The organism is Acinetobacter kanungonis, assembly GCF_009939195.1.
Classification (GTDB): domain Bacteria; phylum Pseudomonadota; class Gammaproteobacteria; order Pseudomonadales; family Moraxellaceae; genus Acinetobacter; species Acinetobacter kanungonis.
In genome coordinates this window covers 462,280-483,275 of the sequence record NZ_JAACKC010000004.1, presented here as the reverse complement: position 1 = coordinate 483,275, position 20,996 = coordinate 462,280, and the positions used below count along the sequence as shown (strand labels likewise).

Genomic DNA, 20,996 nt, shown 5'->3' with positions numbered 1-20,996 from the left:
TACGCTGGAGATGTTGAAGGCGACAGCTAAAGTCGCAAGAGCACCAGTCCTTAGGCTGCATGGGGATCGAGCTGAACCAAACCAAAAGTATTGTGATCAGGATCAATGAAATAGCCTTGCCAGCATTTATTCGGAATGGCAAATTTGGGCATGGCTTCCTGTCCACCCAGTGCCAAGATTTTTGCAGCCGTTGCATCAAAGTTTTCCACTTGAATGGAGCAGGTAAAGGCATTGGTACCGCAATGAGTCGGTGGAACGTCAACAGGTCGTTTTAATAAACCACCATGCAGGTTGGCGGTTTCAATTTGATAATACTCAATCGGGAGTCCATCTACCTTGCTAAACTGCCAGCCAAATACCGCTTGGTAAAATTGCACATCGCGTTCAGTGTTGGAAGATTGAATTTCAAAGTAAACCAGTGGCTGCATTGTGCTTATTCCTATTTTTATTGTTCTGAAAAATAAAGACCGACGATTCGAGTGATGATGAAATCGTCGGTCAAAAAACGGTGGAACTCTCAAACTTTTAAGCTGCTGTTTTAAAAGTTTGACGTTCACGCCAATCTTGTTGCTTTTGGTCGAAGGTCGCCGAAAATATTGTGGATGCCGGTACAAATTAACGGTTTTCGAACCTTGTACTCTTAATAACGCCAGTGAGTTTGAATTGGTTGACAAGAAAATTAAAAAAAAGCGAAATTTTTTTTATAATAGAATTTTGCCCTGATTGAGCTGCATTCATGATACCACTCCATCGATATTTCATCTGGTTTTTTGTGCTGTGCTTTTTGTTCACATGTATTTGTGGCGTATTGGCAGCCCTGATGCCGCGCGGGATGGGAGGTATACTCACCGCAGTCCCGTATTTGGTGGCAATGATTTGGGTGCTGTTTAAATTTCTGAAACAGCAGAAACGCGCACCGACACAGACCGAGCGTAAACGGTTTACTTTAGGGTTTAGCCTGATCTTCTGGGGCTACAATTTGCTGGGGCTATTGGGTGGAATTTATTTCTTCTCACGTAGCAATCCGACGATTTGGCAAGACCTGCTGCTCTATCTGCAAAACCCGCAATTTATGGCAGTGGTGTTGATTATGTTTTTGTTAATCGCCATCCCGCTTTATTTGCTCACCTATTGGTTTTACGGGGCTCAGGCACAGCGCATGGCCAGCAAAATGTTTGGTTAATGCATGAAGGCTTGTATTTCTGGTCTATCTCATTTATAGATAAATAATCTAGCCAAGAGATTGTTTTATGTACAAGCCTGTGGTGTTGATTACGGGAGCTTCTGGATTTATTGGTTCCCATTTGCTGCCTTATTTACTGGAGCGAGACTATCAGGTGATCGGGGTTTCTCGGAAACCACAACCGCGAACCCATCCTGATTTGAGCTGGATTCAGCAATTTGACGAACTCCAACTGCAATCCATTGATTATGTGATTAATCTGGCAGGTGAAAGTATTGCGCAGGGGCGATGGACTGCGCAGCGCAAACAAAAACTGATTCAAAGTCGCGTCAGAACGACTCAAGCTCTTTATCAATTTTTACAACGTCGACAAATTTTCCCAAAATGTATCTTGTCGGGGTCGGCTGTGGGGTATTACGGAATTGATTCTGCTGAGCAATGGCAGCAAGTCTGTACAGAAGACTCCCACGGACAAGCAATTTTTATGTCGCAGCTCTGTCAAGAATGGGAACAGGCTGCCCGTGCAGATGCGATACAGCACACCAAAATTATGCGCCTTGGTGTGGTCTTTGGACGCGGTGGTGGCATCTTGCCGCAGATGTTGTTTCCAATTAAATGGAATTTAGTGCGTCGCATTGGTCATGGTCGGCAGCCTGTGGTTTGGGTGCACATTCAGGATGTACTCCGTGCAATGGAGTTCATTCTGACGAATGACACCGAACAGCAGGTATTTAATGTGGTGGCACCTGAAAAGCTAACCCAATGCCAATTTGCCTATGTTGCGGCTCAATGTTTGAATCGACATCCGATACTCAATATGCCAGCTTGGGTGTTTAAGACTCTTTTGGGGGAGCAGTCACAACTGATTTTAAATGGTCAGTTTGTGCAGCCGCAAGCCTTACAGCAGGCAGGCTTTGAGTTTAAGTTTCCGACCTTGAAGGAAGCCTTAAATGATCTGGCGTAATGGGATGCGCAAGGTATTTATCCCGCGAGTATTTCAGGCTTGAGCAATTGAGCTGGGTTATACGCTGTCACATCGAGCGTAGTCGCTTGCTTCAATATCAGTTGACGTAACAATTGTGCCGATGCAGGTCCCATACATAAGCCATTTCTAAAATGACCGAGATTGAGCCAGACATTGTCGAGATGCGGCAGTTGTCCAATATAAGGAATCCCTTCAGGAGAGCTTGGGCGTAAACCTGCCCATTGCTGCACCACAGGGAACTGAGCGAGTTCAGGCACCATTTCATAAGCAGCGTCTAAAATGGTCTGCTGAATCTGCTCAGACGTTTCGGCATTGAACCCACACTCTTGCATGCTGGAACCACAAACAATATGTCCATCCATGCGTGGAATTAAATACATCACCCGATTCATACACATGGTCGGTAACCAATGAGCAGGGGCTTTAATCAATGCCATTTGCCCTTGGACTGGACGAATGGGAAGCGTTAAACCCAGTTGTTGTGAGCATAAACCCGACCATGCACCTGTGGTCAGCACAAATTGATCGGCATAGACTTTTTGTCCAGCTTCAGTTTCGACATATTGCACTTTATCGTTTTGAAGATGAAATTTCTGAATCGGGGTTTGATCGAAAAATTGCACCTTCGGATGCTGTTCTAAATAATGGCGAATCGACTGCAACAGGCGAGGATTACGCACATTGGCAATTTCAGGGAAATAAATCGCATGCTGAAATTGCTCGGCAAGATGTGGATTGACCTGCTCTAATTGTTCACGTTGCAAATATTCGCAATGCTGCATTGGTTCTTGAAACTGGGTTTTATAATTTAAACCAACTTCAAAATCTGCCTCATCTAAAATCAGCATGCCTGTTTCATGAATCTGAAAATCAATGCCTGTGACAGGCTGTAATTTTTCATTCCAAGTCTGATACAGGGCTTTGCCGTGCTGTGCCAAATGATTGACGGCACGTGGATAGCGCCACGGATACATCGGGGAAAGAATACCGCCACCAGCCCAAGAGGCTTGACCTGCATAAGTCTGGTTATAAATACTGACCTGACAGCCTTGTTCAGCCAGTTCTAAAGCTGACAATAGACCACTAATGCCCGCACCAATAATGACGATATTCATAAGGATTCTATGTGATTTAGTTCATGGCTTTAAGTTTGAGGGCAGCTTCTTCGGCAAAGTAAGTCCAAATTCCATCGGCACCTGCACGACGGCAGCTCATCAAGGATTCAATAATCACTTGATCGGATAACCAGCCGTTTTGAATCGCGCCTGCCAACATGGCGTATTCACCACTGACTTGATAGACGAACGTTGGAACACCAAAGGTATCTTTTACTTCACGCACGATGTCTAAATACGGCATTCCTGGTTTCACAATCACCATGTCTGCACCTTCCTGAATATCCAGTGCAATTTCATGCAAGGCTTCAGCGCGGTTACCGACATCCATTTGATAATTGTATTTATTGCCACCTTTCAGGTTGCTGGCAGAACCCACTGCATCACGGAACGGACCGTAGAAGCTGGATGCATATTTGGCTGAATACGCCATGATATTGGTATAGATATGACCATTGGCTTCCAAGGCTTGGCGAATTGCACCAATCCGGCCATCCATCATGTCGCTTGGTGCGACCACATCGGCACCTGCTTCTGCATGGCTGAGCGCTTGTTTAATCAGACATTCTACCGTTTCATCATTCAGCACATAGCCAGTATCATCAATAATGCCATCTTGACCGTGGGTGGTATAAGGATCCAGTGCGCCATCGGTAATCAGCACCATTTCAGGCAATTCTTTTTTCAGTAGACGAACGGTGCTTTGTACCAAACCGTCGTCACGCCATGCCGCTTCGGCAGTGAGGCTTTTATCTTCTTGTGGCGTAACAGGGAACAGAGCCAGTTTAGATACACCGAGTTCCAATAAGGTTTCGGCTTTCTTTAATAACAGATCCGCAGAAAGACGCTGAATCTTCGGCATGCTGGGAATATCTTGGGTTTGATTTTGACCTGGCAATACGAATACAGGATAAATCAAGTGATCTGTGGTGAGTTGTGTTTCCCTGACCATGGCGCGTAATTGGTCATTCTTTCGAATACGACGCATACGAGTGGCAGGAAATGCTGGACGATTGAACGTATAAGTCATAACAATCTCACTGATCAGTATTAAACTAGGCGGTATTGTAGACCCATCCCACTGCTTTAGGTGCAAAATGCGGTCGTTTTTTCAAAATTTAAGGTGTTTGAACAATTTATGAGCGATATGGAAAAGAAATGGACAGGGGGCATTCATTTGGGCTCGAAAGTCGATATTGATGTGGTCTTGCAACAATTGTGTCATGCCTTTAACAGTTCGCCATTCTTCTCCCATAATGGCATGACGATGCGCGTGGTCGATCAGCAAATTGAAGCGTATATTGAAATGCAGCCTTATTTGATTGGTAATGTTGCTTTTCAAATTTTGCATGGTGGTGTTGCTGCAACCATTTTGGACAGCGTGGGTGGTATTGTGGCGATGGGCGAGTTGTATAAACGCGCTGAACCTGAGCAATTGCCCGATACCATTAAGAAGGTGACGCGACTGGCAACGGTGGATATGCGGGTTGATTATTTAGCCCCTGGGCGTGGCAAGTTCTTTATCGCCCGTGCTGAAACCTTACGTTTAGGGCGTAAAGGCTGCACCATGCGTATGACTTTGGTAAACGACGAAGATAAAGCCATTGCAACGGCAATTGCCTCTTATGCTTTCTAAAGTAGTTGAAAAGTAAATTATTTTGTTTGAACCTTTCTCCCAAGACAAGATTTGAGTTGCCTAGATAATGGCAGCTTGAATCAATTAATAAACCGACCAGTCTAAAAAATCATTTCTCAAATGATGAGTTTTTTATTTAAAATTCCTAGCCAAATTTATATTAAAGAAATGACTTTCTCATCGACACGAATCTTCAGTTTTTAAAAATAAGCAAAAAAACTGTTTGAGTTGTGGATTTTGTGGTGACCAAGTCTGTCTGGCTGAAGGAAAAAACGATGACAGAAGCTCCAACTACTCCACCACAATCCAATGCTGCGAATATGCAAGCCAAGCGTAAAAAGTCTTTTGCTATTTTTGGTGCAATACTGGCTATTGTTGCTGTGGGTTATTCCATTTGGGCATTCTTTTTAAATCATTCGGTCAGTACGGATAATGCCTATGTAGGCGCTGAAACAGCCTCGATTACTTCGATGGTGAATGGGCAGGTACAGCAAGTCTTGGTCAAAGATACCCAACAAGTGAAACAAGGCGATGTACTGGTTCAAATTGATGATCGTGATGCCAAAATTGCGGTTGCCGCAGCTCAGGCAGAACTGACCAAAGCCAAACGCCAATACAAGCAGACCCGTGCCAACAGCAACGCCTTAAATTCACAAGTTTTTGTCAGTGATGATGGCATTCATAGTGCCGAAGCACAGGTGCAAAAAGCACAAGTCGATTTAGGCAAAGCGGAAAAAGAATTGCTGCGTCGTCAGCAGCTCAGTGCCACGGGTGCAATCTCCAAAGAAGAATTAAGTTCGGCTGAAATTGCGGTAGCCAATGCACAGGCAAGCCTCTCGGTTTCTAAAGCGGCTTTGGCGCAGGCAAAATCGAGTCAGAAAGCAGCACAAAGCACCTTGGCGGCAAATGATGCCTTGATTCTTGATAGTGATGAAAACTCGACTCCTGATGTGTTGATTGCGGAAACCAAATTAAAACAAGCCTTGCTGGATTTAGAACGTACCCAGATTAAAGCACCGCTGGATGGTGTTGTGGCACGCCGTAACATTCAGGTGGGGCAGCGGGTTGCACCTGGAACAGTAATGATGATGGTGGTGCCAGTTTCACAACTGTATGTCGATGCCAACTTTAAGGAAAGTCAGCTAGAAAAAGTCCGTGCAGGGCAAAAGGTGAGTTTGGTTTCCGACCTGTATGGCGATGCAGTGGAGTTTCACGGAACGGTACAAGGGTTTTCTGGCGGTACAGGTTCAGCCTTTGCCTTGATTCCAGCACAGAATGCCACAGGAAACTGGATTAAAGTGGTTCAGCGTTTGCCAGTCCGTATTGCTTTAGATCCCAAAGAATTGGCGCAACACCCTCTGCGTGTTGGACTGTCCATGGAAGCCAAAATCGACTTGCGTTCGAAGTAATTTGTCATGAACCAGTATCGTCCATTTGGAGATTTACAAGGCGGTCGCTTAATGCTGGCTGCCTTTGTACTGGCATTGGCAAACTTTATGGTGGTGCTCGACATGACCATCGCCAATGTTTCAGTACCACATATTACCGGTAGTCTGGCAGTTTCAAGCTCACAGGGCACATGGGTCATTACCTCATATGCCGTGGCAGAAGCGATTTGTGTGCCTCTAACCGGTTGGTTGGCAGGGCGCTTTGGTACGGTCCGACTGTTCGTGATTAGCCTGATTGGTTTTACCACCTTTTCCGTGCTGTGTGGGCTTTCGACCAGTTTAGAAATGCTGGTGTTTTGCCGTATTGGTCAGGGGTTGTTTGGTGGTCCAATCATGCCACTCAGTCAAACCTTGCTGATGCGGATTTTCCCACCTGAAAAGCAGTCCCAAGCCATGGGCATGTGGGCAATGACTACAGTGGTTGGTCCCATTTTAGGACCCATTTTGGGTGGTTCGATCAGTGATAACTGGTCTTGGCACTGGATTTTCTTTATCAATATTCCAGTCGGGATTATTTGTGCCGTGGCTGCAATACGCTTATTAAAGCCTGCGGAAACTGATAAATTTCGCCTGCCGATTGATGCAGTCGGGCTGGCATTACTCATTCTTTGGATTGGTGCTTTACAGTTGATGCTGGATTTGGGACATGAAAATGACTGGTTTAGCAGCAGCTTTATTTGCCTACTTGCGGTGATTACGGTTATTGGTTTAGTTGCCTTTATTATCTGGGAACTGACCGAACAACATCCAATTGTCAATATTGCCATTTTCCGTTATCGCGGGTTTACCATTTCGGTCTTATCACTGGCGTTTGCCTTTGGCGGTTTCTTCGCCAGTATTGTATTAATTCCACAATGGGTGCAGGTGAATTTAGGATATACCGCAACGTGGGCGGGCTATCTGACCGCGACCATGGGCTTCGGTAGTTTGACCATGTCTCCAATTGTTGCACGACTGGCGACCAAATATGACCAACGTGCTTTAGCCAGCTTCGGTTTAATGTTGATGGGAATCGTGACGCTAATGCGTGCTTTTTGGGTCACAGATGCCGACTTTATGACTTTGGCCATGCCACAAATGCTGCAAGGTTTTGCCGTACCATTCTTCTTTATTCCCTTGTCCAATATTGCTTTGGGTTCGGTGTTAATTACTGAAATGGCATCGGCAGCGGGTTTAATGAATTTTTTAAGAACCATGGCAGGCGCGATCGGTGCCTCCATTGCGGTCACCATTTGGGATGATCATGCTAAAGTTGCACGGACTGAAATGGTGTCGAGTTTAAATCCGACTGAAATTCAAAATACTTTGCTGCAAAATGGCATGAGCAATGAAACCACATTAGGCGTGATTTCAAACTTGGTGGATAAAGAAGCCATGACCATGTCGGTTGATCATGTGTTTTTGATTTTAACCTTGGTCTTTGTGGTGGCCAGTTTAATCATTTGGCTTGCTCCGAAACAGAAGATTAAAGTGACTGGACCAAGTCATTAATATCTATAGCGAGCACCACAAGCCATAGTTTGTGGTGCTTAATGTTCTAGATTTCAGATTTTGCCCGCTTTAACGCCGTGCGCCATTGCTGTAAATGTTGCTGACGTTGATCTTCCGACATTTTTGGTTCAAAGACTCGATCGAGCTGCCAAGATTCGGAAATTTCAGAAACATCTGAAAACACACCCATCTTCAGTCCCGCCATTGCTGCGGCGCCCCATGCGGTAGATTCCAGCATTTTAGGGCGTAGCACAGGGACATTCAGCATATCGGCTTGGAATTGCATCAACATATCATTTTGACTGGCACCACCATCTACCCGTAATTCTTTGAGGGGCTGGCTAATATCGGCCTGCATGGCATTCAATACATCTGAAACTTGAAAGGCGATGGATTCTAAGGCGGCACGGGCAATATGCGCTTTGTTGGTACCGCGTGACATTCCGCATAGTAGGGCACGTGCATTGCTGTCCCAATGCGGCGCACCTAAACCCGTGAAGGCAGGCACCAACACGACGCCATCCGAATCATGGACTTGGCAAGCCAGTTTTTCTACGTCGGAGCTGTGCTGAATAATCCCGAGACCATCTCTGAGCCATTGCACAATCGCTCCTGCCATAAACACGCTGCCTTCCAGTGCAAAGGTATTCTGTTGCTGGCACTGCCAAGCCAGTGTGGTGAGCAATTGATTTTGACTATACTGAATTTGATCTCCCGTATTGAACAGCATGAAACAGCCCGTACCATAGGTGTTTTTTGCTGTACCTGCTTCAAAGCAAGACTGACCAAATAGAGCAGACTGTTGATCTCCTAAAATACCTGCAATCGGAATTTCGGCGCCCAATAAACCTGGGGCAGTATTGGCAATATAGCGGTCAGAAGAGATGATGGTCGGCAGTACAGAGGCAGGAATATTAAACAATTCTAATAATTCTGCGTCCCATTGCTGGCTGGCTAAATTCATGAGCATGGTGCGTGAGGCATTGCTGGCTTCAATCACATGTTCCGCCCCACGGGTCAGATTCCACACCAACCAGCTATCGATGGTGCCAAAAGCGACATGACCTTGTTCGGCTAAGGCTCGAAGACCAGCTACATTTTCCAGTAACCAGACCAGTTTGCCTGCACTGAAATAGGGGTCGATTCTTAAGCCAGTTTTTTTATGAATAGTGGCTAACAGATTACGTTTGGCCAATTGCTCACACCAGTCTGTGGCACGACGATCTTGCCAGACAATGGCAGGGGCAAGCGGAATGCCAGTACGTTTGTCCCAAACCACAGTGGTTTCTCGTTGGTTGGTTACCCCAATGGCTTTAATGTCTTTGGCAAATAAATGGGCCGAGGCAATGGCTTGCTGGACAACAGCAATTTGTGTGCTCCAGATTTCTTGAGCATCTTGCTCGACCCAGCCAGAATGAGGGGTACGAATTTGAGTTTCGCGTTGAGCCGTCGAGTAAATTTTTCCATGTTCGTCAAAAATAATGGCTCGGCTGGAGGTGGTTCCTTGATCAAGTGCAAGTAAATAGCTCATGTTTTTATTTTTAACTCTTGAAATATGAAAGATTACCGCAATAATGTAATAGAACGCAGTCAGTTCTGTAAATACTGTGAAATTGCCTCGTAATTTTCGATATTTATGCTATGATTGCAGCGTACTTTGGGGGTGTTCTTGGCTTCGACGCTGATGATGAAACTCATAGATGCATGCCGAGAGCGCATTTCCTCTCGTAAATCAAATTTGCATTTTAATAGTCGCAAACGACGAAACTTACGCTCTAGCTGCCTAAGGGCCGCTTGTCCGCTTCACTGAATACTTGTGGTCAGTGAACCCGACCGAAGCGAACGCACACAAGTCCGTATAGAGTCAAGCCTCGGGGCTTTATACCAAACTTAGAGGATCGCGTCTTGAACCCTGTTCGTCGGGTCTCTTGATGTTAAAACAATAGACGATATCTAAGCATGTAGTATTCTCGAGCGTAGTGTTGGCGGACGCGGGTTCAACTCCCGCCACCTCCACCAAATTCCTAACAAAACATACCAAAATATGTTTTAAATAGTAGACGAAAGGCTTGAATCTAAAGGGTTCAGGCCTTTTTTCTTGCCTGAACATACCCAAACATAACTAGCTATAGTGTACATGCACCGTGTACACTGTCATGTACATTGCAATATTTATTGAACTCATGGGTGTACAAGGGTGTTAATTGAATTATTAAAAAAACTAGATTTAGATAAACGACTTTCTGAATATGAATTTATTGAAAATATATCAGGTACTGGTAACTCTTCGGCAATCAAAGCCTTAAATAGGAAAACTTCGCAGTACGTTTTTATTAAATTTTTACTTTTTCCAAGACACGAGTCAGAAATTAGTAAATTCCAAAATGAAATTTATATAACAGAGAAGCAAGGCAATTATTCAGTTTTCTCATGTTTTCCTCGGTATTTTGAAGGCGGGGTGCTTGTAGAGAATTATATTTATTATTTTGTAACGGAATGGATTGATGGCATAACTCTAAAGAATCTGATCCCAACTCTGAGAGAGGCGGGTGATAAAGAAAAGTTATCCGTATTTTATCAAATTGTAAGAGCGCTAACAGCTTGTCTAGGTATTGAACACAGAGATTTACATCCGAATAATATTTTTATAATTCAATCAAAATTTGAAGAATTTCAAAAAATTGGGTATCAAAATGATAGTGTTTCACCTGGAATAAAAATCATAGATTTTGGTGAGGCAACGATGCCAATGGCTACACAATATGATGATTCACCAGATTTTCTGTATGAGTCCTATTTTCAGAATGGAAAGAGAATTGTTACAGCATTTAATTATCTTGCTCCGGAACTTTTTCTTCCACTTTTAGATAATAAATTTATCAGACGTTTGAATGAAAATAGTGATTTGTGGTCTTTAGGAATAATTTTTTATCTTATTTTTTTTGAAGAGAATTTGTTCTCATATTCTGATATTGGGTCATATTTAGAAAGTATGAATAATGGATCAATGAAGAGACGTATTGAGCAAGCTTCAGAAAGTTTTTTACGCATCGAACATCCTTCTAAAGAAGTAATTCATCAACTATTTAATAATATTATGAAAGTTAATTATAAAGAAAGATTAGATCTTGGAGATATTCAAAACATACTTTGGCAAGTTATCAATAATGAAATCGCATTCAGTACAAATGAAATCCATGAATTAATTAAAAATCCTATCAATTTTTTAGATAAAAAGGGACTATTAGAAGATGTTGAATACTATTGATTTATCAAGTGTTGGATTTTACCGTGCTTTTGGAGCTAATATTTCAAATGGAATACATCAAAATCGTTATATTAATGGAACACGTAAACCAACTCATATGCCTCTAGAGGCTCATCACATTATTGATGATTGGTTTGAACTTAAATTTGGTATTAAAGCTCGATCAAGCACTATATTTATAGGTATTACACGAGAAAGTGTGAATAAATATGCCCAATACAATAGTTGCATTGTAAAAAGAATTTCATTTCCTAATAACTCCCAATTTATATATAGCTTAAAAATTGAAGACTTGTTTGTTGATATTGAGGATTTGCAACATACCAAAGGCGAATTGACTAAAGAGGATATTTATCAACTTTTAGAAAATGCTGAATATCAATTAACAAATAATCCCGAATCTATTCCTGTACGTTTTTCAGGTGAAGTTATGGCTTATTGCCACAGCTTTCTTTTGGAGGATGCATGAAAAGAACAGATATCAAACGTCGCCCTTTGTCAGATACCGTACTTGCTAACCTTGAACCTGAATTAAAAGAATATCGGGAGTTAGACGGCGATGGCTTATATTTTCGTGTAAAGCCTGATGGTAAGAAAGCGTGGCTATTCAGGTATAAAAAGGCGGATGGTAAGTGGTCATGGCTTGGTATCGGTACTTACCCTGAATTGTCGGGTAAAGGTGCTAGAAAGAAAGCATCTGAGATTATTTTAGATATATCCCACGGCGATAATCCAATCATTACTAAACAGGAACGCAAACGCCAAGAGCTGGACCACAATAATGCAACCTTTGAAGTACTGGCACGTGAGTGGTTAGAAACCAAAGTAAATACATGGGTGCATGACACCATGACCCGAAATAAAGGTGCATTGGAAAAGCATATATTCCCTATTTTTGGCAAACGCCTATATACAACAATCAAACCGATTGAATGGATAAAGCATTTAAAAGGTATTCAAGAATCACAAGGCATTTTTGAGCAAGTAAATCGTATTCGAGCTATGTGTCGTGATATTTACGATTATGCAAAAGTGACAGGGCGTATTGACTACAACCCTCTAGAGGGAATTCAAAAATATTTACAGCAAGGTAAAAAGGAAAATATGGCTCATGTGAGTGAGCAAGAACTTCCAACATTAATCAGAGCTATCAATAATTATCCAACGATGGATGTCCGAATGGGCTTACAGCTTTTGGCTATGTTGTTTTGCCGTCCTACTGAGCTAAGGGGTGCTAAATGGACTGAGTTCGACCTAGAACAAGGTTTGTGGAATATCCCTGAGGAACGCATGAAGAAACGCCGTGAGCATGTTGTGCCTTTGCCTAAGCAAGCCATTGCCATCCTCAATGAATTAAAAAACTATGAAACCAATTCTGAGTATTTATTCCCAAGTAGATCCGATAAGAGTAAGCCTAAGTCAGATACAGTTTTTATCATGGCTTTGCGCCGTATGGGATACGAGGGCAGACAGACACCACATGGATTTAGGCATATAGCCAGTACACTACTAAATAACCGTGGCTTTGATGAGCGTCATATTGAATCGGCATTAGCTCATGTTAAGGATGGTGTAGCAGGGGTATATAACAAAGCCCAGTATTTAGATGACAGGGCACATATGATGCAGTGGTACGCCAACTATTTAGAAGAAATTGCGGACCAGAGCATTATTCAATTTAAAAAGACCAAGTGATATATCAGATAGTTCAATCTGCATCTTAGATCTTCTCTATAGATATACCGCGTAAAAGCTTAATTAATATATTTCCCCTTAGAAATGTTGCGTTTTTGCGATTTGGTTTTGTATGTCCTGATGTATAAGGATTTGAACTTCGCAAAGGCAGTGCGATTCATTTGCGATAGACGGCGATTCGTATGTTTTATTGCGACACACGTTGTCACTCTACTTACCCAAATATACACATTTATATTTAAATATCGTTTATGTTCAGTTTGCTAGGCCTAGGAGGCATCCGAAAGCATATACCCAATATGTTGACCTAGTGACCTTTTGGGGATGCTGTGGGAGGCAAATAAATGAACTTACCTTTAAAGACATTTTATTGTTTAGATGAGGCTGCAAGTCTATTGCGTGGGCTATATCCTCAACGGCTTGATATTGATGATTCTTACTTTTTTCAATTAGCCATCAAGGGGCATATTAGACTAGGTGTTTTTAAAGATCTTGATCAAGATAAATCTCATATTGAAAATGGGACATTAAATTTTGATTGGTATGAAGGGACTGAAGACCAAGTATTATTAATAAAGCATGTTAAGTCTGTGACATATTGTCTTTCTACGATTGAAGAAGAAGGTTCAATTTTAATTTTAAGTGATGGATCTGTTAGAGATCTATATCTTAAAGGTGAGCAAGCGATTTGTGATACAAGGTTTGACAACCTTTTCTCGTTAACAAATTCTGAGTTTTGTATACCAGAGGAAATATTAAAAGATTTATTTTTCTTTCAATATGCCGATAAATTAAGGTTTCACAAACTTTACGAGTCAATATTTTATTCAGACTCTACCAATAGTATTTACTTTGTTTTCAATGAAGATGATGGGAATTATTACGTACCAACAGAAGATCATGAAGTCCCAGATTGGGTATGTGGTTTTTGGTTTGATAGATTTGCCAATAGTTATGAGGATGAAGACAAATTTTCTGATCGAAAGATTAAAAAAGAAGAATGTTTAATATTTGGTGAAGACTTGCAATTACTGATAGATGGCAAACATAGAGAGCCTATCGAATTTAATTCTAGAATTAAAGGTGTTAATACTGAGGCAGTAAAAGAACAAGTAAGATTACACCCTAAAAGAGCCAGCTCTATAAATCAAATAATTTACGGCTTAGCTAAAATGGCTGATTTAGATTTGTCACAGCACCAGTCTGCTTATACACAATTAGAGGCATTTTGTAGTGGTCATGGTATTAAAATCCCTGAAAAGGATACATGTGGAAACTTATTTAAAGATGCTTATAGAAAGTTTAATACTTAATCCTCTAATTAGAATCTAAATAGAACGAAAGTCACTCTAAATAGAATAAGATGTATTCTATTTAGAACAATATATTAAAAATCATAAACATACTAAACCCATATTCTTTCATATATGGGTTTTTTTATGACTATCAAACCAATTCACGTCCAATTCAAAACGGCGTGCGAGTTATTAGACGTAAGCCGTGAATCATTGCGCCATATCGTGCGCACAGATGCCTCATTTCCCCGACCAATTAAAACAGGGGAGAGTAAGCAAGCCTCGGTCTACTTCGACTATGCCCAGCTTGTTGAATGGCATAACAAGCAAATGCAAAGCCTTGCAGTACTGGAGGCTTAATTCATGGATCAATTTTTACCTTTTCGAAGTATCAAAATGGATCATTTAGAAATTGCCAATTTGGTCCACAAACGTCCTGATAATGTTAAGAGAACTATTGAGAGCCTTGTCGATGCAAACATTATTGCCCATCCTCAAATTGAGGATGGGATTAAATCGGCAAATGGAGTAATACCTAAGGTCTATGTCTTTTTGGGTGAACAAGGTAAGCGCGATAGTATTGTCGTTGTAGCTCAGTTATGCCCAGAATTTACAGCTCGCTTGGTAGATCGTTGGCAAGAACTGGAATACCAATCCAAACAGCACACTGTAGACATTAACAATCCTCACGCACTACGCAAGGCATTACTTGAATATACAGAACAGGTTATCGAGTTAGAGCATAAAAATACTGGCTTGGAAAAATCCATAAAAGTAATAACTCAAACCAATCACGGCGTTAAATTCCAACAAGCTTGCAAGATTCTTAATATTAAGCGTTCTGTGTTAGCTGATTGGCTCAGTAAACATGGTTGGGATAGACGACTTAACAATGCACGTGCATCTACCCACTATAGCCAAGAACGAGGGTACTGCGAAACTAAGTATGAAGATCGCACAAAAATCAAAGCCAATGGTGAGCTAGGAAGCTATAGCCAAATTGAATTTTTTATTCTGCCTAAGGGGATGGAAGTTTTAGCTAAACATTTCGGAATAAGTGTGTGACGCATGAAAGAACTCACTATAAACCTTTTAAAACTTGCCCTTGTTTGGTGTATCGCTATTTTACTTATTGCAAGCTGTGGACATTCCGCTTATGCTAACGGCGTTCATCAGAAAGCAGATGAGCTAACCTTGGCCGGTTACAAGTTTTCACTAGGCGCACAGTCCGCTCATAGGACTTTTTTTGTGCGTGAAATCTCTATGCATTCGCATGTTATGGCGGGGCTGGAGAGGGACACCTTCGGGTGTGCAGGTGACCTAGTGAGCCTGTCGGCCAACCCTTTTCAGCTTCGCCACCCTCATTTGGCCGTGAATGGTGAAGCTTCTAATGAATCGCTAGGAGCGCATTAATCATGCCTAATAAAAATTCGTCTTTAAAAAAACAGAATCCAATATATAACTCTGGTGATTTGTACGAAGCCTACTCTTTGGCTTATGAGCAAATGGCAGATACCAGCACCATGCTAGGCGCTATTTCTAATGAATTTAAGAATCTGAAAGACTATCTAAGTAAGGTTTATGACATTCCAGATAGCTGTTTTAACGATTTAAAACGTATCATTGCTATAACAAATACGATGATTCAAGAATCAGCAGACTTTAATCAAAATCTTGAACAGCAATACCAGAATGAATATGAGGAGTCACAAGCATGATTTCTCAAAACTCCTTAACTGATTCACCTATAGATATTCTGGCGCAATGCTGGGAGTTTCTTCCTGCCCAAACTGAGTATATTCAACATCCAATCATTCAGCGTTTTGGCAGTCCATCACAGCCGATCTATATTGATCAATACAATGTAGATATAAACGGCGTGAGCTATGACAATCCTTTGATTCTGCCTATTTATGATGGGCAATTAGATCTTATTCAGTGTGCAGTGCTTCAGGACAAACAGCAAACCCAAGTTATCCCTAATGGACTGGCCAAAGGCTTTGCTATGTTCGGTGAGTTACACCAGGATAAACCTATCATCATCACCTATAACCTTGAGGCATTCTTTAAGATTGCTCAAACTGGTTACGCCGTAGCATTAGTACTATTACCAAGCCTTTGTGATAGTCATCATACCGAGTTAAAGCCATTTGATTTTGAGCAGATAGCTTTCGTAATTCACCAATTGGCAAAAGCAGGTTATACCAAGCTCTATATGCCAGTACGCCCTGAGCATATACAGCTCAAGGTATTCCAAAACCTTGAGAAAAATAGCCCCGTTCGATTGCTCAATCAATTTCAAAAGGCAGGTGAAAGCGAGTTTTTGACCGAGATTTCACAGGATGATGATGTAGAGGAAGTAAAAGCATTTCTTGATTATGCCATTGAGCAACTACCACCATTAAACCAATGGGGTGAATTATTGCCTCTGGTACAAGCTAATACAGCGTTAAATAGCCCTTATCCAATTCAGGCATTGCCACCACTGGCAAGGGATGCTGTGATAGCGATTGCCGAGCATGTACAGGCACCAATAGCAATGACAGCTCAATGTGTGATTGGTGCTATGTCGCATATTGCTCAAGCTCACGTAAATGCACCACATCCATTTAGCTCTCATGGTGAGCCGTGTAGCCTTTATCTACTCACGGAGGGGCAAAGCGGTAGCCGTAAAAGTACCAGTCGCAATATGGCAGACAGAGCCATTATTCAACATGAGCGCAAACAGTACGAGCAATATCGCCGTGATCTAGAACAATGGAAAAGTGGGCAAGCAGGATTAAACAAAAAGGATAAGGAGGCATACGGTGCAGAAAATCCACCACCACATGACCCAAGCACGCTATACAGTGACATCACTTTAGAATCTATCGCAGGGCTTTACGTGGATGGCATATTAAATAATGCATCGATTGCCAGTGATGAGGCTGGACAGTTCTTTGGTGGCTATACCATGAAAGGAGATACACGTACTCAAGCCATTGGAGGTTATGCCAAGCTATTTGATGATGGCTTTGTGGAGCGTACCCGGTCTAAATCCAACTTAAACGGCAGTGGTCGTGCTTATGATGTTCGCTTGACCTTTAACTTACAGGGACAGCATGAAGTGCTATCCGAAGCCCTTAAAGATCCTGTATTACGTGGTCAAGGCTTCCTGCCTCGCTTTATTTTAACCATTCCTGAGAACTTGGCTGGTACACGCCTACAAGATGCTATCTACCGATCTAAGAATGCCAATCATGACCACAGGCTTATTGCCTACTGGACACGGTGCGAATATTTACTTGATGACTGCCCTAGACCGCAAGGAGGGCAAGAACTGCATAATGGGCGTTATGTCATTCCTATGAATGATGAAGCAAGGGAAATAGATGCATCGTTCTACAATATGTTTGAAGAACTACAGGGCAAAGGTAAGCGTTATGAGTATCTACAGGCATTTGCCAGTCGTGCCAGTCAATTAGCACGCCGTTTGGCTACTGTATTCGCTTATTTTGAGGGTATACAGTGGATTGATGCCAAAACATTAACTGGTGCTTGTGAGGTCGTTAAGCATTCCCTGAATGAATGGGCGATGTATGCAGATATTGAGGTTAAAGCGGAAAGTGATGCTGAACGCTTGATTAAGTGGCTTGTTCGGAAATGTGTTGAACAAAAGACCAGTAGCCTTTCTAAAACATTGGCCATGAAAGGCGCGCCGTCACATCTAAGAAAAGCCAAGGAGTTTGACCCTTGTATCAATGAATTGATCGAATTTAATTATGTGCGATTGGTCACCATCAACAAATCCACATACATTGAAGTAAATCCTTTATTACTGGAATAAGCGCGATTCTGCGATTTTAGGCTGTACTCCTTGCTATGTAAGGGGTTAAGAATCGCAATTGGCTTGCGATAGCACTGCGATAAGCTGCGATTCCTTTGCGATTGATACGAGGAATCGCAAATCGCAAAACCACAAACTATATGGTTGCGACATTGAAAGCCTTACTACATAAGGTTTACAGGGTGAAATCGCAGAATCGCAAGGCTTCTATAGGTAAATATAAATTTAGATGGGTAAATAAAGCCAAACACAAATTAATCCATTGTTTTGGGAATATTGAATTGTGATTTTTAAATAATACAAAATTTTAAAAATATGACTGTTACTTAGTCTAGTATGACCACAATGCAGTACTAGACTTTTTCAATATTTTCTATATTTAATATCCAGTTTAAGTTTATTAAAAACCTTAGGTTTACCATGTCAGCGCAAGAATCAAGAAAAATTAATGGGGTTTGGTGTAAATTCAATAATCAAAATAGAATGTCAACGGTTACGCTTGATGAAGTGCGTATATGTTGTATCAAGAGAGGGATTGAGGTTATTAAAATTGAGGAATGTAATTTTGGTTTTAACCTAAGCATTCCAGCAATTAAGATTACAACTGTAAATGATCGGACAGCACTATTACCTCGCCATAAATTAATTGATATTAAAATTTATAAAAATAATATTTTACCATTCCAAAAAGAAGAAATGTTTTGGAAAAAAGTTGACTGGTTTCCACCAGTATTTATGAACCGAGAACAAATAGGTGAAGGCTTCAAAGTAGCCAATTTGAAAATTGGTTACCATGAGATTTTGCCTAAAGACGAGTTGCAGAAACGCTTTCAAGAGTTTTTCCCAACTGTATATAATTTCTCTAATATTATTCCAATAACTGTACAAACTTTTTCAGGCTCAGTAGCTATATCAAAGCATGTACCATTAATAAAAGAATCAATTTTAGCTTTTTATAGCGGAATGAGGGTAACTTCTATAGCATCCTTAATTCCGATGATCGAAGATATTTTAAATACTATCATTGAGGATTCATTTGAGGATATTGATTTAAAGACTAAAGTTGATCTATGTATAAGGCGTGCTAGAGAGAATATAAAAAATGAACATATACTAGGTGTGGATTGGATTCCTGAGGAGTATATCCAAGTTGATGTGCTGAAAGTCATGAATGAGCGCATTAGAATCATTGAGCTGATAGGTAATTGGCTTAAAAATAGTTTTTATGAGAACACTAAAAACTACCAAAACACTTCAGGATTTAATCGACATTTTTTTGCTCATGCTAAATCTGAAATTTGGCAAAATCAGTCTAATTTTTTTCGCGCCATGGGGTTAATTCAGGCATTGGCATTTATTGAATGTTTTGCAATGAAAGAGTCTAAGTTATCAATTTTCCCTCCAACTCCAGATAAAAGATCAGAGTCCTTTTACAAGGATGTATATGCTTGTTTAAATATGCAAGTCATCAAAAATACTATTTTGCAGCAATTACAAATCAATGGATGCTTACCTTTCAACCCAACAGCTTCAGATGATGGTTGGTTAAGTCGTTCAGCAATTTTATCAACTAAAATGAATGATGAAATAGTCAAAAAGCTTCGTGATAATGGATGGCAATGTCATTGTTTTGGCGAACCCATCAAATCAGGTGAATATATAACTGTACAAGCGTCAAAGAATGGTAAAAATATAAGCATAGCACTTTTATACAGTTGTGCTACAGATAATAGAATCTATAAAGAACTTGAAAAAACTTGTGATTATATCCTTTATCAAGGAGCTCCTTACAGTCAATCTTCTTATGCTCATGGAGTTAAGAGTTATGTAGGCCCATTAAATGCTTGGTTGGTTCCAGATTGAGATAGTTTTCACTATAAAATGACCTACCTTCAAGGCAAATTGTCACCTTGCAGACATCTGGAAAAATACAGGCCTCATATAATCAATTAAATTTTTTAAATACTCTTGGTATGAATCTTTCTACAATCACTGATCTTCAAGGTTTACGTAATTATCTTATCCAGCAATCTGGCTTAAAAGCAGTTACTCAACACTGGTCACTTATGCATATTTGCACACACTGTTCTCAAACCATCTTATGTGCAATGACTGGGTATCCAAAGCTAAAGCCATGGCTGATAAGAAAGACAGTTGGACCCTGCATTCTGAGTTGGTTCTTTTATCGCAATCAAATGCACCATAATTTACAGGCCGAATTAATAGGTGCCACTCCCATTGATGTGAATAATCGTGAAGCCCTTGATGTTCTCATACAAGCAATTGATCAATTCTTAGATTACAAAGGGGAGCTACAACCTCATTTTGTCTTTGGTGACTTAAATAAAGCTCAATATGATAGGTATTTCACCTTGCACATTAAAGATCATTTAAACGAAGTTAGATTTACCTAATTAGAAGGTCGCTGGGAAATGAGAGATTTCCTTAAGGGTTCCCCCTATTTTTGTATAGCTATGTAAAGCAAAATTCATGATTTAGAATCCGAAATTCACCCTTATGGATTTCAAAACTGATAGAGGACAAGTACTGGTATTTATTTAATAGTATCGCGGGCTATGACTAAAAACTACTTCTTTATGATGTTTCTAATCCTCTGAAGCTCAACAATGATAAGCATTTGAGGCGTATTTGTCAGAAGTAGATATAGTAGTATGGTGCGATTTTAAAATTCATACAGATATTAAATACTGCGAGGTCTTTGCCCCCGCTTGGGGTGCCCCCGAGGAAGTACCTACGGAAACTATTAATTGATGGTGTTGATTAAATGGAGGGGGAGGTCGTTATATTTTTCTATTTGTTCTAACGGCGAAGTACTTTTAGACCTACGCATCGTCTGACATGTCAGACAGCTAGTGTTCTTCATTGCATTTGATTCTACCACAAGGACAGAAAGCAAGCCATCTATACACTGTGTGAAAGAGCTGGTACTGGATGCATGATTTAATCATATGCCACACTGTTTGAACTCATATGCATAACACATGTTACAAGCTTCGCATCATGTGAGTAGTTCGCTCTCCCATATGTCTAGAT

20 protein-coding genes and 1 other RNA gene are annotated in these 20,996 nt (G+C 41.0%); 17 read left to right on the top strand and 4 right to left on the bottom strand.

Annotated features, from left to right (window positions below; all coding sequences use genetic code 11):
• Positions 1-50 precede the first annotated feature (50 nt).
• Positions 51-428: a VOC family protein gene (locus tag GWK51_RS10480; protein WP_161933654.1), complete on the bottom strand. Its 378-nt coding sequence runs from the start codon at positions 426-428 to the stop codon at positions 51-53.
• A gap of 308 nt (positions 429-736) precedes the next feature.
• Here GWK51_RS10480 and GWK51_RS10475 point away from each other — a divergent pair, with 308 nt between their 5' ends.
• Positions 737-1,183, top strand: coding sequence for an ABZJ_00895 family protein (locus tag GWK51_RS10475; protein WP_161933653.1), 447 nt, complete (start codon positions 737-739; stop codon positions 1,181-1,183).
• 67 nt (positions 1,184-1,250) lie between these two features.
• A complete protein-coding gene (locus tag GWK51_RS10470) occupies positions 1,251-2,147 on the top strand; it encodes a TIGR01777 family oxidoreductase (RefSeq protein WP_161933652.1) in 897 nt (298 codons plus the stop codon).
• Between the two features lie 17 nt (positions 2,148-2,164).
• On the opposite strand, the gene thiO is transcribed toward GWK51_RS10470, so the two are convergent.
• Positions 2,165-3,283 (bottom strand): glycine oxidase ThiO, encoded by a 1,119-nt coding sequence (thiO, locus tag GWK51_RS10465; RefSeq protein WP_161933651.1) that lies wholly within the window; start codon positions 3,281-3,283, stop codon positions 2,165-2,167.
• A 16-nt stretch (positions 3,284-3,299) separates the two neighbouring features.
• Positions 3,300-4,313, bottom strand: coding sequence for a porphobilinogen synthase (gene hemB, locus GWK51_RS10460; RefSeq protein ID WP_100243009.1), 1,014 nt, complete (start codon positions 4,311-4,313; stop codon positions 3,300-3,302).
• Between the two features lie 108 nt (positions 4,314-4,421).
• Here hemB and GWK51_RS10455 point away from each other — a divergent pair, with 108 nt between their 5' ends.
• The 3 genes from GWK51_RS10455 to GWK51_RS10445 all read left to right on the top strand — a co-directional run bounded on the left by GWK51_RS10455 (position 4,422) and on the right by GWK51_RS10445 (position 7,858).
• A complete protein-coding gene (locus GWK51_RS10455; protein ID WP_161933650.1) occupies positions 4,422-4,919 on the top strand; it encodes a thioesterase family protein in 498 nt (165 codons plus the stop codon).
• 275 nt (positions 4,920-5,194) lie between these two features.
• Positions 5,195-6,328 (top strand): HlyD family secretion protein, encoded by a 1,134-nt coding sequence (locus GWK51_RS10450; RefSeq protein ID WP_161933649.1) that lies wholly within the window; start codon positions 5,195-5,197, stop codon positions 6,326-6,328.
• A gap of 6 nt (positions 6,329-6,334) precedes the next feature.
• On the top strand, positions 6,335-7,858 hold the full coding sequence (locus GWK51_RS10445) for a DHA2 family efflux MFS transporter permease subunit (protein ID WP_161933648.1): 1,524 nt from the start codon (positions 6,335-6,337) through the stop codon (positions 7,856-7,858).
• Between the two features lie 46 nt (positions 7,859-7,904).
• Here GWK51_RS10445 and glpK read toward each other — a convergent pair whose 3' ends face one another.
• Positions 7,905-9,389: a glycerol kinase GlpK gene (gene glpK, locus GWK51_RS10440; protein ID WP_161933647.1), complete on the bottom strand. Its 1,485-nt coding sequence runs from the start codon at positions 9,387-9,389 to the stop codon at positions 7,905-7,907.
• A gap of 128 nt (positions 9,390-9,517) precedes the next feature.
• On the opposite strand from glpK, the gene ssrA reads away from it, so the two are divergent.
• The 12 genes from ssrA to GWK51_RS10385 all read left to right on the top strand — a co-directional run bounded on the left by ssrA (position 9,518) and on the right by GWK51_RS10385 (position 20,356).
• Positions 9,518-9,877, top strand: a transfer-messenger RNA (tmRNA) gene (gene ssrA, locus GWK51_RS10435).
• Positions 9,878-10,055: 178 nt separating this feature from the next.
• Positions 10,056-11,126 (top strand): protein kinase domain-containing protein, encoded by a 1,071-nt coding sequence (locus tag GWK51_RS10430; RefSeq protein WP_161933646.1) that lies wholly within the window; start codon positions 10,056-10,058, stop codon positions 11,124-11,126.
• Positions 11,110-11,595 carry a hypothetical protein gene (locus GWK51_RS10425; RefSeq protein ID WP_161933645.1) on the top strand — a complete coding sequence of 162 codons (486 nt, stop codon included), beginning with the start codon at positions 11,110-11,112 and terminating at the stop codon, positions 11,593-11,595. Before GWK51_RS10430 ends, GWK51_RS10425 begins: the two co-directional genes overlap by 17 nt.
• On the top strand, positions 11,592-12,821 hold the full coding sequence (locus GWK51_RS10420) for a tyrosine-type recombinase/integrase (protein ID WP_161933644.1): 1,230 nt from the start codon (positions 11,592-11,594) through the stop codon (positions 12,819-12,821). The genes GWK51_RS10425 and GWK51_RS10420 overlap by 4 nt, the downstream gene beginning before the upstream one ends.
• Positions 12,822-13,165: 344 nt before the next feature.
• Positions 13,166-14,134 (top strand): hypothetical protein, encoded by a 969-nt coding sequence (locus GWK51_RS16480; protein WP_171519165.1) that lies wholly within the window; start codon positions 13,166-13,168, stop codon positions 14,132-14,134.
• A gap of 126 nt (positions 14,135-14,260) precedes the next feature.
• Positions 14,261-14,476 (top strand): transcriptional regulator, encoded by a 216-nt coding sequence (locus GWK51_RS10415; RefSeq protein WP_161933643.1) that lies wholly within the window; start codon positions 14,261-14,263, stop codon positions 14,474-14,476.
• Positions 14,477-14,479: 3 nt separating this feature from the next.
• Positions 14,480-15,181, top strand: a complete 702-nt coding sequence (locus GWK51_RS10410) for a phage antirepressor KilAC domain-containing protein (RefSeq protein ID WP_161933642.1) — start codon at positions 14,480-14,482, stop codon at positions 15,179-15,181.
• 3 nt (positions 15,182-15,184) lie between these two features.
• Positions 15,185-15,529, top strand: coding sequence for a hypothetical protein (locus tag GWK51_RS10405; RefSeq protein WP_161933641.1), 345 nt, complete (start codon positions 15,185-15,187; stop codon positions 15,527-15,529).
• A gap of 2 nt (positions 15,530-15,531) precedes the next feature.
• Positions 15,532-15,834 (top strand): hypothetical protein, encoded by a 303-nt coding sequence (locus GWK51_RS10400; RefSeq protein ID WP_161933640.1) that lies wholly within the window; start codon positions 15,532-15,534, stop codon positions 15,832-15,834.
• Complete coding sequence (locus GWK51_RS10395; RefSeq protein WP_161933639.1) at positions 15,831-17,942, top strand: DUF3987 domain-containing protein; 2,112 nt, start codon at positions 15,831-15,833, stop codon at positions 17,940-17,942. The genes GWK51_RS10400 and GWK51_RS10395 overlap by 4 nt, the downstream gene beginning before the upstream one ends.
• A gap of 420 nt (positions 17,943-18,362) precedes the next feature.
• Complete coding sequence (locus tag GWK51_RS10390) at positions 18,363-19,805, top strand: hypothetical protein (RefSeq protein ID WP_161933638.1); 1,443 nt, start codon at positions 18,363-18,365, stop codon at positions 19,803-19,805.
• 47 nt (positions 19,806-19,852) lie between these two features.
• Entirely contained in the window at positions 19,853-20,356 is a 504-nt protein-coding gene (locus tag GWK51_RS10385) for a DUF1569 domain-containing protein (protein ID WP_161933637.1), read from the top strand.
• Positions 20,357-20,996: the final 640 nt, after the last annotated feature.

Coding starts and splice junctions, on each gene's coding strand:
- GWK51_RS10480 (WP_161933654.1), bottom strand. CDS start 428: ATGCAGCCACTGGTTTACTTTGAAATTCAATCTTCCAACACTGAACGC.
- GWK51_RS10475 (WP_161933653.1), top strand. CDS start 737: ATGATACCACTCCATCGATATTTCATCTGGTTTTTTGTGCTGTGCTTT.
- GWK51_RS10470 (WP_161933652.1), top strand. CDS start 1,251: ATGTACAAGCCTGTGGTGTTGATTACGGGAGCTTCTGGATTTATTGGT.
- thiO (WP_161933651.1), bottom strand. CDS start 3,283: ATGAATATCGTCATTATTGGTGCGGGCATTAGTGGTCTATTGTCAGCT.
- hemB (WP_100243009.1), bottom strand. CDS start 4,313: ATGACTTATACGTTCAATCGTCCAGCATTTCCTGCCACTCGTATGCGT.
- GWK51_RS10455 (WP_161933650.1), top strand. CDS start 4,422: ATGAGCGATATGGAAAAGAAATGGACAGGGGGCATTCATTTGGGCTCG.
- GWK51_RS10450 (WP_161933649.1), top strand. CDS start 5,195: ATGACAGAAGCTCCAACTACTCCACCACAATCCAATGCTGCGAATATG.
- GWK51_RS10445 (WP_161933648.1), top strand. CDS start 6,335: ATGAACCAGTATCGTCCATTTGGAGATTTACAAGGCGGTCGCTTAATG.
- glpK (WP_161933647.1), bottom strand. CDS start 9,389: ATGAGCTATTTACTTGCACTTGATCAAGGAACCACCTCCAGCCGAGCC.
- GWK51_RS10425 (WP_161933645.1), top strand. CDS start 11,110: ATGTTGAATACTATTGATTTATCAAGTGTTGGATTTTACCGTGCTTTT.
- GWK51_RS10420 (WP_161933644.1), top strand. CDS start 11,592: ATGAAAAGAACAGATATCAAACGTCGCCCTTTGTCAGATACCGTACTT.
- GWK51_RS16480 (WP_171519165.1), top strand. CDS start 13,166: ATGAACTTACCTTTAAAGACATTTTATTGTTTAGATGAGGCTGCAAGT.
- GWK51_RS10415 (WP_161933643.1), top strand. CDS start 14,261: ATGACTATCAAACCAATTCACGTCCAATTCAAAACGGCGTGCGAGTTA.
- GWK51_RS10410 (WP_161933642.1), top strand. CDS start 14,480: ATGGATCAATTTTTACCTTTTCGAAGTATCAAAATGGATCATTTAGAA.
- GWK51_RS10405 (WP_161933641.1), top strand. CDS start 15,185: ATGAAAGAACTCACTATAAACCTTTTAAAACTTGCCCTTGTTTGGTGT.
- GWK51_RS10400 (WP_161933640.1), top strand. CDS start 15,532: ATGCCTAATAAAAATTCGTCTTTAAAAAAACAGAATCCAATATATAAC.
- GWK51_RS10395 (WP_161933639.1), top strand. CDS start 15,831: ATGATTTCTCAAAACTCCTTAACTGATTCACCTATAGATATTCTGGCG.
- GWK51_RS10390 (WP_161933638.1), top strand. CDS start 18,363: ATGTCAGCGCAAGAATCAAGAAAAATTAATGGGGTTTGGTGTAAATTC.